The organism is Burkholderia sp. BCC1993 (assembly GCF_905339865.1).
In the GTDB taxonomy this organism is placed as follows: Bacteria; Pseudomonadota; Gammaproteobacteria; order Burkholderiales; family Burkholderiaceae; genus Burkholderia.
Map to the genome: position 1 here is coordinate 1 of NZ_CAJPGZ010000021.1, position 12,932 is coordinate 12,932.

Consider the following 12,932-nt stretch of genomic DNA (forward strand, 5'->3'; position numbering starts at 1 on the left):
GGGGGGGGGGGGGGCGGCTGGGGGGGGGGGGGGGGGGGGGGGGTTTGGGGGGGGGGGGGGGGGGGGGGGCGGGGGGGGGGGGGGGGGCCCGCCCCCCCGCGCCCGGTTTCATGGTCGCGCGTTTGCCTCGGTATTCGGCGTCAGGACGAAGTGCTAGGATGGAACGACACCGACGCCGGAGGCCAACGCATGACCCCCATCCTTTCTCCCGAAGCCATCGTGGCGCTGAAGTGGATCGACCAGTTCGGCGACAGCCGGCCGGTTCCCGCTGCGTTCGACGACGTCGTCTATGCGTTGCTGAACGAAGGGCTGATCTACCAGGCGGCGGCCGACCGTGTCGACCTGACCGCCGACGGCAAATCCGTTTTGTCCAACGAATACGATTGAGCGCACGGCGCCGGCCGCCGCGGCGGCCCGGCGCCGTGTCGCCACGGAGCGAGCGATGGAACCGAGAGGCAGCGATCTCGGCGATTTCAGCGAGCCGTACCGCGGCTACGAGATCGAGGTGAAGACCGAGCAGGTGTGGGACGGCGAGCATGCGCACTACCGCGTGCTGCAGGGCTCGGCCGTGCGGATCGACTGGCGGCTCGTGAAAGTCGACGGGATGCTGCTGACCGAACGGCGCGTGATCGAGCGCGTGCTCGACGAGGCGCGGCGGGCCGTCGACGCCGAACTGGGCGAGGGCGGGCCGGTCTAGTCAGGCTGCCGGGCCGGCCTGGTCGCGTTGCGGTAAAATGGCAGGTTGTCTCCCGCGCCGCTTGCTGCCCCGAATTCCATGTCCGTACCGTCCTCGCTTCCTCCCCGCCGCGTTTCCGTGGCGCCCATGCTCGACTGGACCGACCGTCATTGCCGGTCGTTCCATCGCACGCTGACGCGCGACACGTGGCTGTATACGGAAATGATCACGACGGGCGCGCTGCTGTTCGGCGACGCCCAGCGGCATCTCGCGTTCACGCCGAACGAATCGCCGGTCGCGCTGCAACTGGGTGGCAGCGAACGGGACGATCTCGCGCGCGCCGCGAAACTCGGCGAGCAATGGGGCTACGACGAGATCAACCTGAATTGCGGCTGTCCGTCCGAGCGCGTGCAGCGCGGTGCGTTCGGCGCGTGCCTGATGAACGAGCCGCAGCTCGTTGCCGACTGCGTGAAGGCGATGCGCGATGCGGTGTCGGTGCCGGTCACGGTCAAGCACCGGATCGGTGTCGACGCGGTCGAGGATTATGCGTTCGTGCGGGACTTCGTCGGCACGGTGGCGGAGGCCGGCTGCGAAACGTTCGTGGTGCACGCGCGCAATGCGATCCTGAAAGGGCTGTCGCCGAAGGAAAACCGCGAGATCCCGCCGCTCAAGTACGAGTATGCGTATCAGCTGAAGCGCGATTTCCCGTCGCTGGAGATCGTGATCAACGGCGGGATCAAGACGCTCGACGAAGTCGCGCAGCATCTCGAGCACGTGGACGGCGTGATGCTCGGCCGCGAGGCTTATCACAACCCGTATGTGCTCGCGGGTGTCGATGCGCGCTTCTACGGGTCGACTGCGGCGGTGCCGACGCGCGAAGAGGCCGAGGCGAAACTGATCGAATACTGCGCGGCGGAACTGAAGCGCGGCACGTATCTCGGCGCGATCGTGCGGCATGCACTCGGGCTCTATCGTGGCGTCGCGGGTGCGCGCGGCTGGCGTCGTGTGCTGTCCGACAACAAGAAGCTCGCGCGCGGCGATCTGGCCGTGTTCGACGAGGCGCGCACGTATCTGAACGACGCCGAAGAAATTTTTGAAAAAAATGCTTTGCAAGACGGAAAAGTCTTCGTATAATCTTGTTCTTCGCTGCTGAACACGAAACGAAACGAAACAGCGAAGAAACAAAGCAGTATCAGTGGTGGCTGTAGCTCAGTTGGTAGAGTCCAGGATTGTGATTCCTGTCGTCGTGGGTTCGAGTCCCATCAGCCACCCCAAAATTCTCAAACAAAACAGGCGCTTCGGCGCCTGTTTTGTTTTGTGCGGAAAATTCGATGCGATTGCATCGATTCGATGCCGCGCCATTTCCAGAGCGTTCTGCTCGCCATTCATCCATTTCGCGTCAGCCGACGAAAGCCGTTTCGATACTGAGACTGCGCGCCGGGTCACGTCACTCGTGCGCGGCCGATCCATCAAGCGGCCGCTGCTCATGAGCCCGCAAAGCGAAGCGGCGACCGGCTTCGCTCATCGTCTCGCAGATTGGCGGATTAAACCAATGACTTGGCACGAGCCGCCAATGCTTAATAGTCTTACATTCATGTAATGTATCGATTCCTCGTGCCCTTAGCTTTGCAGGGCCGTTCGGTCCCGACGCCCCGGAAGGCGTCGGGACATTTTTTTTGGCGGCGGTGCTGTCGAGGAATTGGAGAAAGCGGCAGGTGTCACGGTGAACTACGCGATAACCACGGCATGACGCGCACTGCCGCACGCGATTCCCTATTCAACCCGCCGTTGAAACGTCGCGATTGCTACACTTTCCCTGCCTCCATCGCACAACGAGAGCGACCCTCGCATGCCGGAAAACCGCACCATCACGCTGCGCAACGTGACACCACACGACGCGGAGCACATCGCTCGCTTGCACGCGCTGAGCTGGCAGAACGCATATAGCCATATCCTGCCGGCGGCCTATCTCGCCGATGAGGTGCCGACGGAGCACGCGACGCGGTGGCGAAACTATTTCGACCGTACCGAAGCGGAGTGGGGCCTCGTGCTGATCGCCGAGTCCGACGGGGCCCCGGTCGGTTTCGTCAGCGCCGAAAGGCCGGTCGATCCGGCGCGCGGCGTCCTGCTCGATTGCCTTCATGTGCATCCCGCGCATCACGGAGGCGGTACAGGCAAGCGCATGATCGAAGCCGTTCGCGCCTGGGCCCGCCATATCGGCGCGGACAAGGTTCATCTTTCGGTACTCGACGGCAACGTCCGCGCGATTGGCTTCTACGAGCACAACGGCTGGCGGTTGGCAGGCGTCGAAACCAGCGTCATCGGCCGCACGGAGGTCACCGACCGGATCTACGTGATCGATGCCGGCACCGAATCCCAAGGCTGCACGCTGCACGACCGCTGCCGCTGAAGATGAAGCGTCGCGTCCGTTACTCGCCGCAATACCGCACGAGCAAATCCGCTTCCGTTTCATGCACCTCGACAGGCAGGCTCGTTGCCCCTGCAAACGCCAGATAGCGCGCGCGATGCTGACCGTTCCGGAACGACGCGATGCCGACTTTCGATAGGCCCGGAAGGCCAAGCAGCGTCCGCGTTCTCGTCTCGCGAAACGTGATGAAGGGCATGTCGGGAATCCGGTTTTTGGCCGGATCGAGGAAATCGCGGATGCCGGCGGCCTTGCCGGGCGCCCAGTATTGAACCGACGGCAGCACATAGTCGGTCGTGTCGCGATCGGCGCACGCGAGCAGCTTCGTCAGGTCGACCGTCACGACGCGATGCCGCGAGTCGTCGGATGCGAATACCCGTTTGAGATGCGTATAGGCATAGGCCGGGTGTCCCGGAAGCTGGATGATCCAGACATCAACGCCGTCATGTTGTGCCCGAGCGACTGTCATTGTTTCCTTGGGTGGGGCAAGCGTTTTTTGTGGCCGGAGTGTAGCAGCGCGGCTGCGGCCGCGGAGCAGGCAGATACCCGGAATCGACCCGGCGCAATCATGCGCGAAAGAACGCGGCGCGGAATCGATCACGCAACGGGTATCGGGTACTGGACGGGGGCGGCCATGCATTTTCAGTCGAGGTCGACAGCTTGCGAGAATATCGCGATACTGCCTGTCGGCATGACGCGCGGTCCGGAATTCACACAAGATTCACGCGGCACGTGAAACCGGACTGGCGTGGCACATCAATAAGAACTGAGAGGGCGGATTGGCCGCAGAAAATCATGTCGCCTGAACTTGAGATCGAATATCTCGATTACCGCTTCACCGCGACGCTCGAAACCCGGGAAACGGGGCGGGTCGCCGTGGCCGACTGGCAACTGGATTCCGTTTCCCGAAGCAAGACGTTCGCGTGGGTCGTGTTCGACCGTTTTCTGAAACGCAACGACTTCGCCGACGAGGACGACGCGCGCGCCAGTATCGTCGACTGGCTGGAGCAACTGGTCAGCCCGCAGCGCGCGCCGCTCGTCGAAATCCCTGCTGCGAAGGCGGTCGTAGCCGGTGCTGCCGCTGGTACCGCCGGCGCGGTCGCCAGCGATGCTTCAGTCGAAGAAACCATCAGCGACGTCGTCGTCGAAATCGCCAGCGATCTCGACTGGATCGACATGATTGCAGAATGGTTCACGGACGGCCCGGCGTAGCGTCGGGTTCGCGCCGTTCCAGAACGAGTGGGTTAGATCGTGAAACGTCGTTTCACGAAAATCCGGAAAGAAAAGCGCGGATTCACGGAAAAACGGCATCATGCCGCTTTGACAATGCATGCGCGATACCGGAGCCTGGCGCGCGATTTAAAAATCGCCGATATAAATCAAAAAAATCCGGACTCGAAACATGAAAAGAAGAACGCTGCTGACTGCCGGCGCGATCGTCGCTGCGGCCAGTCTGGCAGGATGTACCGCGATGCTGTTCGAAAACGGCCGATACGAAGAGACGGTCGATCGATTCCTCGTCAGCGAGGACGGCAAGAAATTCGTCGTGCTCGGCAACCAATATCACTACATCTTCGACATGCCCGCGCATCTCGGCGCCGTGCTGGCCTCGTCCTACCGGAAGTCGATCCAGGCGGCGCTCTATGGATTCGTCGCGCAGGGCAGCCAGATCTCGGGCGAATACCGGCTCGTGCTTTCCCGCGCCGGCGTGACGGATGACGATTGGGCGCGCGCGCAGGCGGACGGCTTTACGACGTCCCGTCAAGGCGAGCTGAGCATGGAAGGCGCGCTGAACGGTTCGCGCTATCGGGCCGACGGGTTTGAGCAGGGCAAGACGTGGTCGTCGTTTTCCCATACCTACACGATTGAGGTCGACGATCGCCTGACCAAGGGCGACAAGGCCGTTCGCGTGCTCGCGACGCCGGTCACGCTGGCGGCCGACGGCGTGATGATGATCGGGGCCGTCGTGTTGTTCCCGGTGATCGTCGTGGTCGCCGCACCACTCGCCGGTGTCGCGCGCTGATCGTGACGTGCTACATGCGGTGCCGGGGCAGGCGGGCTTTCCGGTTGAAAGGGTGAGTTGCCGCACAGACGGTTGCACGGGCCACGATGACAATCTGGCCGGTTGACCGTTCTACCCCGGCCCGGTCAACCGTTACCCCGCTCGCTCGCGCAGGAGCGGGGGCTTTTTGCCCGCACGACGCATGCAAGCCGCGTCGGCGGAACTGGACAGGCGGACGTTTCGCGTCCCGGCATCCGTTCGCCTGATCCGTATGAATCGCATTCCTCGTGCCTGAGCGATCGCTTGGGCCGATCGCCGGTTGCGGCCGGCGATGCCTGGGTCCCGGCGGTACGCGGTCGCGCCGCCGGGATGCTTTTGGTCCCGAACCCGTCACGGTCCGATCGCGCGTCACGCGCGTGTCAGCGGAATCAGCCTGCCTGCTCGACGCTGGTTTCCCAGCCGTCGTATTCGCCGCCGAGCGAGTGCACCTCGCGATTGATCTCGAGTGTATGGTGCGTGATGTCGGCCAGCACCGTCGTGCCTTCGTGCGCGAACCGCACGGCTGATTTGCCGTCCTCGGTGGGCGCGACCGATTCGACCAGATAGCCTTTCGACTCGGCCCAGTCGGCGAACTGGTGCGCGTCGCTGGGTTCCGGGAAGTAGGCCCAGTGCATCACGCGCCGGCTCACGTCGCTCACGTCGCCTTTCTGCCGCAGCGCCTCGAGCACGCGCATGTCGCGCATCAGTTGCCAGTCGTCGTCGGTCGGGTAGAGCGTGCGCCAGTACGTTTCCTTGTCCGGATCGTCCTGATAGGCGTACTGAAGTGTGTAGGTCGTCTGTTCGGCCAGCGAGTCGACGATCTCGCCCGCGGCTGCTTCGTCGAACGGCACGTAGAACAGGAAATCCTGGTTGCCGTCGACCGTGATGCGGCCGACCTGCACGCCGTTTTTCGCGGTCACCGCGGCGTCCAGCAGATCCTCGATTTTCGTGAGATCGGCGAATTCGTCACCGCTCGGCAGGCCGTCGGGCGTCGGATGCGCAAGCGTGACGCGCACGCTGAGCAGCGACGCTCGCGGGTCGCTTTCGGCGATTTCCGCAAAGCCGTGATTGAAGCTGATGAAGGCCTGATGGTCGCCCATTCTGGCAGGGAAGGTTCCCCAGGCGTCGGTCATGTGTTTCTCCCGTGCACGATTGTCTGTTGACGGTTGCAAAGCGTCCCAATGTATCATCGAAAATCGCGTTGGCCGAAGCTGCGTGCCTGGGTGATCGCGCGTCCGGCGGGTCCGGTGGCGATCGAACGCGTGCTGTCGCGCCATCGCCGGTTTCCATCGTCGGGCGTTCGCCCGGCCGCATCCGTTTCGAAGGAGATTCCGATGTCGATGTTCGCGGTGAATGGTGTCCGAATCGATGTGCTCAGTGCGCGTGTGACGCACGTGCGCTGGGCGGCCGTCAATCCGGCCGACCGGTCGTGGGCGGCGACGCCAAGCGAGGCGTCGGTGGCGGAAGTGGCACGTGCGCTCGCGGCCGGCAACGACGTTCGCGCCGTATTTGACGAAGCGGACGGCACAGCGGTGGGGCCGAGGCTGAAGCGCGTGCTGTATCGCGACGCGTCGGAGGGGATCGAACTCGACATCGATGCGACGAGCGAGTCGCGCACGTTGCGCGACCTTCCGCAGATCTGAGCGGCGATCGGCGCGTGTTCCGACGAGCCGTGCCATCGCGCACGAGGCCATGCCCGGATGCGCGATCGCCCCATTGGAGGTCGCACGCTGCCTGATGCTCGCGCGTTGTCAGGCCGAACCTGTTCCGGCGCTTGTCGCGAACAAAAAAATGTCGTCCGGCGTGTCGATTTCCGTCGAGCCCGTCCGTCGTAGCATCGGAGGCGTGCGCATCGTGCGTCCGTCCCGATTTCCGACACGACAACCGACTGAAGGAGCGACCCCCATGGCCACATCCGTCAACCCGATCCCGGAAGGGATGCGTACGCTGACGCCGCATCTGATCTGCGCCGGCGCCGCCGCAGCCATCGACTTCTACAAGCGCGCGTTCAACGCGACCGAACGGTTCCGCCTGCCGACCCCGGACGGCCGGCTCGCGCACGCATGCCTCGCAATCGGCGATTCGACGCTGATGCTCGTGGATGAAATGCCGGAGCACGGCGCACTCGGGCCGAAGACGCTGAAAGGCACGCCGGTCTGCCTGCACCTGTTCGTGCCGGACACCGATGCGGCGATCGCGCAGGCCGTCGCGGCCGGTGCGACAGTCACGATGCCGGCCGCCGACATGTTCTGGGGCGATCGCTATGGGCAAGTTGAGGATCCGTTCGGCCATCGCTGGTCGATCGCGACCCACCAGCGCGACCTGACGCCCGAGCAGATCGCGGAAGCGATGGCGAGCGCGCCGCCGTGCGGAGCCTGACCGGGCCGGGCGAATCCGGTTGAACGCGACTGAACGTGGCTCATGGCCGCGCGTATCGGCGCGCGGCTCGTCCGCGCTCAGGCTTCACGCGTCGTGCGTTGCTGCCGGCCATGCAATTCGATGCCCGGTGCTCAAGCTGTCCGACGTGATGCCGTAAACAGGGCAAGATCAATCGTTCATCTATCGCACCATGGTTCGAATTCTGTACGCGGGGTATCTGGCGTTGGCGCTGTATCTGCTCTATCCGATGGTCCAGAACACGTTGACCTTCAGTGCGGACTGCGTACTCGATGCGTTGCCTGGCGGTACGCGCGATCGGCCGAAGCCTTCGGCAAGCGATGCGCGTGCGCATGCCGGCCGGTGCGTCGCGGCCACGCAGATCGCCGAGCGATCGCCCGACCTCCACTGATTTCAACTGATTCCAGCGATCGCGGCGCCGTCACGCCCGGTGCGCAGGCCATTCGGCCAGGTTGATCGCCATGCAATGCGCACCGATCATTGACGACATCACGACATCACGACATCACGACATCACGACATCACGACATCACGACATCACGACATCACGACATCACGACATCACGACGTGCGTCGGCTGCGCCGCACGCGAACGGCGCCTGCGATCGCGTGCGGCGAAGCGTCAGTACGACGAGCGGTACGGCGTGCCCTGGTCGAAGCGGCTTTGCCAATGCGCGAGGTAGCGCGACGCGAGTTGCGGATTGTTCCAGACCACGACGACGTTTTCGGAATTGCGGCTGGCTGCCGAAGCGCTGTAGTTGAACGACCCCGTCTCGACATGTTCGGCATCGATCACGAGGTACTTGTCGTGATGGATCGCATAGGCGTCGATCGTGCGCGTCGGAATGCCCGCGTTGACGAGCAGGTTCAGCGCCTGCTTGCTGCTCTTCGCGCGATTGCCCTTGTCGTCCACGACGACCGCGACATTCACGCCGCGTCGCTTCGCGGCGAGCAGCGCGCGCGTGACGGGCGGCGACGTGAACGAGTAGGCGGCCACGCGAATCGAGGTGCGCGCGGCGCCGATTGCCTTCAGCACGAGCGCCTCCGCACCGCCATCGGGCGAGAACGCCGATTCGACGGCCTGCGTGGCGGGCGCTTCATGGGTCGGGGTCGGCAGCAGTTGCGCGATGAAGTCGATCGCCTGCTGCAGCAGCGATTCGTCGTGCGTCTTGCCGAAGGCGGCGAAGGGAGTGGCGAGGAGGGAAGCAGCGAGGCAGGCGGCGGCGAGGCGTTTACGCGACAACATCTTGGACAGCGAATCTTTTTTGAGACAGCGGGCCGTGAGTGTAACGCAGACACGGCGGCGCGGTCACGCCCGGATGCGCATGGAAGACGCTGGATGGCTGCCTGCAGCGCTCGACGTGGTGATGTTCATCATGCCGCGCGGCGCCTGCATCGGCTCGGCGGTCGTGCCGGGTGACGGAAGTCGATGCGGTGCGCGTGTGTGCGCAGACGGCCCGGTCCCTGTGTGACGAAAGGCGCGCACGTGCGGGCGCAGGGTCAATGCGGCGTGCGATCGACGAGATCGGATCGGCAGACAGGGCGCGGCAACACGAACGATGCGCGTCGGGCGAAGACGCATGCAACACGCGCACACATGATGGCCGCGTCGCGCTGTCATGGGCGTACCCATGTGCGTACAGCCGGCGCTCGGCATGACGCGTCAGGCATCGAGCGGTCCGGCCGCCTCGCGTGCGACCCAGCCGGGCCCGGGTTCCGGCTGCACGTCGTGCGCGTCGAGCGGCTCGCCGCACGCCGAGCACACCGCGACCGCATGCATCAGCTGGCCACAGGTGCGATGGCGCAATTGCACCGGCGGCCCCTGGCCGTCGTCCTTCCAGCGATCGCCCCAGGTCATCAGCGCGAGCAGGGCCGGGTACAGGTCGAGGCCTTTTGCGGTCAACCGGTATTCGAAGCGCGGCGGGCGTTCCTGATACGCACGCTTGACCAGTACGCCTTCGTCGACGAGGCGCGCGAGCCGCTCGGCCAGTACGTGACGCGTGAGGCCCAGTTGCGTCTGGAATGCATCGAAGCGGCGACAGCCGAGAAAGGCGTTGCGCAAGATCAGCATGGTCCAGCGATCGCCGAGCACGGCAAGCGTGCGCGCGACCGAGCAGTTCAGCGTACCGATGTCATCCCATTTCATGATCGAGTCTCGTGCGACAGTTCAGCGAAGGAGCGGGTTCGATTATAGAACTGACCTTCGGTTGCACCGGGCGCCGGCTGCATTGACAAGCCCGGCGCGGTTATCAATAATCAGTTCTAATTTGGAACTTACTCGCGCGGCGACGCGCGTTCAATCAGGAGACAACCCGATGAATCCGCTTTCCCTGTCCGGTCTCGAACTGCTGCGCGCAGCGGCGGCAGGCGACGTGCCGCTGGCGTCGATCTCGGAGACGATCCCGATGCGGCCGCTGGACGTCGAGCTCGGTTACGTGAAGTTTTCTGCGCGGGCGGACGGCCGGCACCTGAATCCGCTCGGCGGCGTGCATGGCGGATTCGCCGCGACGGTGCTCGACTCGGTCACGGGCTGCGCGGTGCACTCGATGCTCGACGCGGGCGTCGGCTATGGCACGGTCGACCTGCACGTGAAGATGCTGCGTCCCGTGCCGCGCGACGTCGACCTGATCGCGGAAGGGCGCGTGATTCACCTGTCGCGTTCGCTGGGCGTCGCCGAAGGCACGCTGAAAACGCCGGACGACAAGATCGTCGCGCACGCATCGGCGACCTGCTTCATTCAGCGGCCGCAATAACGGGAGGCGTGGCGTCGTTACGGCCGGCGCGGCCGTTCGGCGTCATCCACCGGACGACGCGCGCGAAGGCGGCCGTATCCGCTCGGCGAGGGCTGAACGCACATCGAAGGCCGCCTGTAAGTGAACGCATCGGCCATCTGAAGCATTCGCTTCAATGTGATAGCGTTTCTGCTTTCCACTGACGCGACAGGAACAGCATGGAATACCGCACACTCGGCGATTCGGGCATCGAGGTCAGCCTGGTCGGTCTCGGCACGATGACGTGGGGCGAGCAGAATTCGGAGCGCGACGCGCACGAGCAGATCGATTACGCGCTCGGGCAGGGCGTCACGCTGATCGATGCCGCGGAGATGTACCCGGTGCCGCCGAAGCCCGATACCCAGGGCCGCACCGAGCAGTACATCGGCACCTGGCTCGCGCAGCATCGTGCGCAGCGCGACCGGATCGTGCTCGCGACGAAGATCGCGGGCCCGGCGCGGCAGCCGCACAATCCGCGCCATATTCGCGGCGAAGGCAACCAGTTCGACCGCAAGAACCTGACCGAGGCGCTCGACGGCAGCCTCAAGCGCCTGCAGACCGATTATGTCGACCTGTACCAGCTGCATTGGCCCGATCGCAGCACGACGACGTTTGGCCGCCCCGCGTATCCGTGGGTCGACGATGCGTACACGGTGCCGATCGAGGAAACGCTCGGCGTGCTCGCGGAATTCGTGAAGGCCGGCAAGATCCGCGCGATCGGCGTGTCGAACGAAACGCCGTGGGGCGTCGCGCAGTTCCTGCGCGCGGCCGAGAAGCTCGGGCTGCCGCGCATCGCGAGCATCCAGAATCCGTACAGCCTGCTGAACCGTACGTTCGAGAACGGCCTGTCCGAATTCACGCATCGCGACGGCGTCGGCCTGCTCGCCTATTCGCCGCTCGCGTTCGGCTGGCTGTCCGGCAAGTACGAGAACGGCGCGCGTCCGGCCGGCGCGCGCATCACGCTGTTCGAGCGCTTCCAGCGTTACAGCAAGCCGCAGGCCGTCGAAGCGACGTCGCGCTACGTCGCGCTCGCGAAGCGCCACGGGCTGTCGCCCGCGCAGCTCGCGCTCGCGTTCGTCAACAGTCGGCCGTTCGTGCGCAGCAACCTGGTCGGGGCGACGTCGCTCGCGCAACTGAAGGAGAACATCGGCAGCATCGGCGTGAAGCTGTCCGACGAGATCCTCGCCGAGATCGACGCGCTGCACGAGCTGCAGCCGAATCCGGCGCCGTAAACGTCACCGTAAACGGCGCGCGGCCCGTGTGGCACGGGTGCCGCGACGGGCCGCGTCAGGCGCGCATTGCCGCGCCGTCGTTTGCTTCGTGAGCGCGGTCAGCGCATCCCGAGCCGCGTGCGCGCGACCAACAGAGCGATGAGACTCAACACAGCGCAACCGATCAGGTACAGCGCCGGCGACAGCCGGTTGCCGGTCGCGCTGATCAGCCACGTGATCACGAACGGCGCGAAGCCGCCGAATAGCGTAACGCCCGTGTTGTAGCTGACGGCGAGACCGGTCGCACGGGTCTGCGATGGAAACAGCTCGGCCATCAGCGCCGGCAGCGCGCCGCAGTACGTCGCCTTCAGCAGCCCGATCCAGATCAGCGCGGCGAGCATCGTCGCGAACGACGCGTGATGCGTGAGCCACGCGAACGTCGGCCAGACGGTGACGAGCATCAGCACGGCGGCTGCCGCCATCACGCGGATCCGTCCGGTGCGATCGGACAGGTGGCCGACGAGCGGCGTGACGAGCGTCAGCACGAAACCGGTCGCGAGTGTCGCCGCGAAGCCCGTCGATGCCGGCAGCCCGAGCTGCTTGATCGCATACGTCGGCATGTACAGCACCATGTAGTTGATCGCGGTCGAGATCACGAGCACGCCGATCGACAGCAGCACGCGCATCTTCTGGTCCGCGAACAGTTCGCGCACGGGCGCTTCCGAGCGCGCCTGCGTCTTGAATTCGACGCCTTCGTCGACGTAGCGGCGGATGTAGAGCCCGACCGGGCCGATCGCGAGGCCGAACAGGAACGGCACGCGCCAGCCCCAGCTTTCGAGTTGTGCGGTGCTCAGCGTCGACGTCAGCAGTGCACCGAAGCCCGATGCGAGCAGCGTCGCGAGACCCTGGCTCGCGAACTGCCAGCTCGACATGAAGCCGCGCCGCTGCGGCGCGTGTTCGACGAGGAACGCGGTCGAGCTCGCGAATTCGCCGCCGGCGGAAAAGCCCTGCATCAGCCGCGACAGCATGATCCCGAGCGGCGCGAGGATGCCGATCGACGCATAGGTCGGCATCAGCGCGATCAGCAGCGTGCCGGCCATCATCATCGCGATCGACAGCAGCAGCGACGCCTTGCGGCCCGCGCGGTCCGCGTAGGCGCCGAGCACGAAGCCGCCGATCGGCCGGATCAGGTAGGACAGCCCGAACGTGCCGAGCGTGAGCAGCAGCGAGGTCGCCTCGCTCGTTGCGGGGAAGAACAGCTTGGCGATCGTTACCGCGAAAAAGCCGTAGACGATCAGGTCGAACCATTCGAGCGCATTGCCGATCGACGCGGCGAAGATGATGCGGCGGATCTTCGCGGCGCTGGGGCGCGCGGCGTCCTGCGAGGTCAGGGTGGTCGTATTCATCGTGT

At 65.0% G+C, this 12,932-nt stretch carries 16 protein-coding genes and 1 tRNA gene; 12 read left to right on the top strand and 5 right to left on the bottom strand.

The annotated features are described in order from the left end of the window. The first annotated feature begins 189 nt into the window (after positions 1-189). The 5 genes from U4Y91_RS30280 to U4Y91_RS30300 all read left to right on the top strand — a co-directional run bounded on the left by U4Y91_RS30280 (position 190) and on the right by U4Y91_RS30300 (position 3,086). On the top strand, positions 190-387 hold the full coding sequence (locus U4Y91_RS30280) for a hypothetical protein (protein ID WP_044845064.1): 198 nt from the start codon (positions 190-192) through the stop codon (positions 385-387). 55 nt (positions 388-442) lie between these two features. Next, positions 443-697, top strand: a complete 255-nt coding sequence (locus U4Y91_RS30285) for a hypothetical protein (RefSeq protein WP_257773145.1) — start codon at positions 443-445, stop codon at positions 695-697. Between the two features lie 126 nt (positions 698-823). Continuing rightward, positions 824-1,810 (top strand): tRNA dihydrouridine(20/20a) synthase DusA, encoded by a 987-nt coding sequence (gene dusA / locus U4Y91_RS30290; RefSeq protein ID WP_321808142.1) that lies wholly within the window; start codon positions 824-826, stop codon positions 1,808-1,810. Between the two features lie 64 nt (positions 1,811-1,874). Next, positions 1,875-1,950 (top strand) — tRNA-His (locus U4Y91_RS30295). Between the two features lie 575 nt (positions 1,951-2,525). Then, positions 2,526-3,086: a GNAT family N-acetyltransferase gene (locus tag U4Y91_RS30300; RefSeq protein WP_321808143.1), complete on the top strand. Its 561-nt coding sequence runs from the start codon at positions 2,526-2,528 to the stop codon at positions 3,084-3,086. Between the two features lie 19 nt (positions 3,087-3,105). Here U4Y91_RS30300 and U4Y91_RS30305 read toward each other — a convergent pair whose 3' ends face one another. Continuing rightward, a complete protein-coding gene (locus U4Y91_RS30305; RefSeq protein ID WP_321808254.1) occupies positions 3,106-3,570 on the bottom strand; it encodes a plasmid fertility inhibition factor family protein in 465 nt (154 codons plus the stop codon). A gap of 263 nt (positions 3,571-3,833) precedes the next feature. Here U4Y91_RS30305 and U4Y91_RS30310 point away from each other — a divergent pair, with 263 nt between their 5' ends. Beyond that, a complete protein-coding gene (locus U4Y91_RS30310) occupies positions 3,834-4,313 on the top strand; it encodes a hypothetical protein (RefSeq protein ID WP_321808144.1) in 480 nt (159 codons plus the stop codon). A 190-nt stretch (positions 4,314-4,503) separates the two neighbouring features. Beyond that, positions 4,504-5,124, top strand: a complete 621-nt coding sequence (locus tag U4Y91_RS30315; protein WP_321808145.1) for a hypothetical protein — start codon at positions 4,504-4,506, stop codon at positions 5,122-5,124. A gap of 407 nt (positions 5,125-5,531) precedes the next feature. On the opposite strand, the gene U4Y91_RS30320 is transcribed toward U4Y91_RS30315, so the two are convergent. Continuing rightward, positions 5,532-6,275 carry a DUF695 domain-containing protein gene (locus tag U4Y91_RS30320; RefSeq protein ID WP_321808146.1) on the bottom strand — a complete coding sequence of 248 codons (744 nt, stop codon included), beginning with the start codon at positions 6,273-6,275 and terminating at the stop codon, positions 5,532-5,534. A gap of 201 nt (positions 6,276-6,476) precedes the next feature. Between U4Y91_RS30320 and U4Y91_RS30325 the strand changes: the two genes are divergently transcribed. The 3 genes from U4Y91_RS30325 to U4Y91_RS30335 all read left to right on the top strand — a co-directional run bounded on the left by U4Y91_RS30325 (position 6,477) and on the right by U4Y91_RS30335 (position 7,930). Beyond that, entirely contained in the window at positions 6,477-6,785 is a 309-nt protein-coding gene (locus U4Y91_RS30325) for a phosphatidylserine/phosphatidylglycerophosphate/cardiolipin synthase (protein WP_124522221.1), read from the top strand. A gap of 262 nt (positions 6,786-7,047) precedes the next feature. Continuing rightward, positions 7,048-7,521, top strand: a complete 474-nt coding sequence (locus U4Y91_RS30330; RefSeq protein WP_321808147.1) for a VOC family protein — start codon at positions 7,048-7,050, stop codon at positions 7,519-7,521. A 190-nt stretch (positions 7,522-7,711) separates the two neighbouring features. After that, positions 7,712-7,930: a hypothetical protein gene (locus U4Y91_RS30335; protein WP_321808148.1), complete on the top strand. Its 219-nt coding sequence runs from the start codon at positions 7,712-7,714 to the stop codon at positions 7,928-7,930. Positions 7,931-8,161: 231 nt separating this feature from the next. On the opposite strand, the gene U4Y91_RS30340 is transcribed toward U4Y91_RS30335, so the two are convergent. Both U4Y91_RS30340 and U4Y91_RS30345 read right to left on the bottom strand, forming a co-directional pair. After that, entirely contained in the window at positions 8,162-8,785 is a 624-nt protein-coding gene (locus tag U4Y91_RS30340; RefSeq protein WP_321808149.1) for a phospholipase D family protein, read from the bottom strand. A 417-nt stretch (positions 8,786-9,202) separates the two neighbouring features. After that, on the bottom strand, positions 9,203-9,685 hold the full coding sequence (locus U4Y91_RS30345) for a helix-turn-helix domain-containing protein (RefSeq protein ID WP_321808150.1): 483 nt from the start codon (positions 9,683-9,685) through the stop codon (positions 9,203-9,205). A gap of 169 nt (positions 9,686-9,854) precedes the next feature. Here U4Y91_RS30345 and U4Y91_RS30350 point away from each other — a divergent pair, with 169 nt between their 5' ends. Together U4Y91_RS30350 and U4Y91_RS30355 are read left to right on the top strand one after the other, a co-directional pair. Further along, positions 9,855-10,292, top strand: a complete 438-nt coding sequence (locus U4Y91_RS30350; RefSeq protein ID WP_321808151.1) for a PaaI family thioesterase — start codon at positions 9,855-9,857, stop codon at positions 10,290-10,292. Between the two features lie 197 nt (positions 10,293-10,489). After that, a complete protein-coding gene (locus tag U4Y91_RS30355; protein WP_321808152.1) occupies positions 10,490-11,542 on the top strand; it encodes an NADP(H)-dependent aldo-keto reductase in 1,053 nt (350 codons plus the stop codon). A gap of 98 nt (positions 11,543-11,640) precedes the next feature. On the opposite strand, the gene U4Y91_RS30360 is transcribed toward U4Y91_RS30355, so the two are convergent. After that, positions 11,641-12,927: an MFS transporter gene (locus U4Y91_RS30360; RefSeq protein WP_321808153.1), complete on the bottom strand. Its 1,287-nt coding sequence runs from the start codon at positions 12,925-12,927 to the stop codon at positions 11,641-11,643. Positions 12,928-12,932 lie beyond the last annotated feature (5 nt).

Bases quoted from the DNA above. Each gene is read 5' to 3' on its own strand.
- U4Y91_RS30280 (WP_044845064.1), top strand. From the start codon at position 190: ATGACCCCCATCCTTTCTCCCGAAGCCATCGTGGCGCTGAAGTGGATC.
- U4Y91_RS30285 (WP_257773145.1), top strand. From the start codon at position 443: ATGGAACCGAGAGGCAGCGATCTCGGCGATTTCAGCGAGCCGTACCGC.
- dusA (WP_321808142.1), top strand. From the start codon at position 824: ATGCTCGACTGGACCGACCGTCATTGCCGGTCGTTCCATCGCACGCTG.
- U4Y91_RS30300 (WP_321808143.1), top strand. From the start codon at position 2,526: ATGCCGGAAAACCGCACCATCACGCTGCGCAACGTGACACCACACGAC.
- U4Y91_RS30305 (WP_321808254.1), bottom strand. From the start codon at position 3,570: ATGACAGTCGCTCGGGCACAACATGACGGCGTTGATGTCTGGATCATC.
- U4Y91_RS30315 (WP_321808145.1), top strand. From the start codon at position 4,504: ATGAAAAGAAGAACGCTGCTGACTGCCGGCGCGATCGTCGCTGCGGCC.
- U4Y91_RS30320 (WP_321808146.1), bottom strand. From the start codon at position 6,275: ATGACCGACGCCTGGGGAACCTTCCCTGCCAGAATGGGCGACCATCAG.
- U4Y91_RS30325 (WP_124522221.1), top strand. From the start codon at position 6,477: ATGTCGATGTTCGCGGTGAATGGTGTCCGAATCGATGTGCTCAGTGCG.
- U4Y91_RS30330 (WP_321808147.1), top strand. From the start codon at position 7,048: ATGGCCACATCCGTCAACCCGATCCCGGAAGGGATGCGTACGCTGACG.
- U4Y91_RS30335 (WP_321808148.1), top strand. From the start codon at position 7,712: ATGGTTCGAATTCTGTACGCGGGGTATCTGGCGTTGGCGCTGTATCTG.
- U4Y91_RS30340 (WP_321808149.1), bottom strand. From the start codon at position 8,785: ATGTTGTCGCGTAAACGCCTCGCCGCCGCCTGCCTCGCTGCTTCCCTC.
- U4Y91_RS30345 (WP_321808150.1), bottom strand. From the start codon at position 9,685: ATGAAATGGGATGACATCGGTACGCTGAACTGCTCGGTCGCGCGCACG.
- U4Y91_RS30350 (WP_321808151.1), top strand. From the start codon at position 9,855: ATGAATCCGCTTTCCCTGTCCGGTCTCGAACTGCTGCGCGCAGCGGCG.
- U4Y91_RS30355 (WP_321808152.1), top strand. From the start codon at position 10,490: ATGGAATACCGCACACTCGGCGATTCGGGCATCGAGGTCAGCCTGGTC.
- U4Y91_RS30360 (WP_321808153.1), bottom strand. From the start codon at position 12,927: ATGAATACGACCACCCTGACCTCGCAGGACGCCGCGCGCCCCAGCGCC.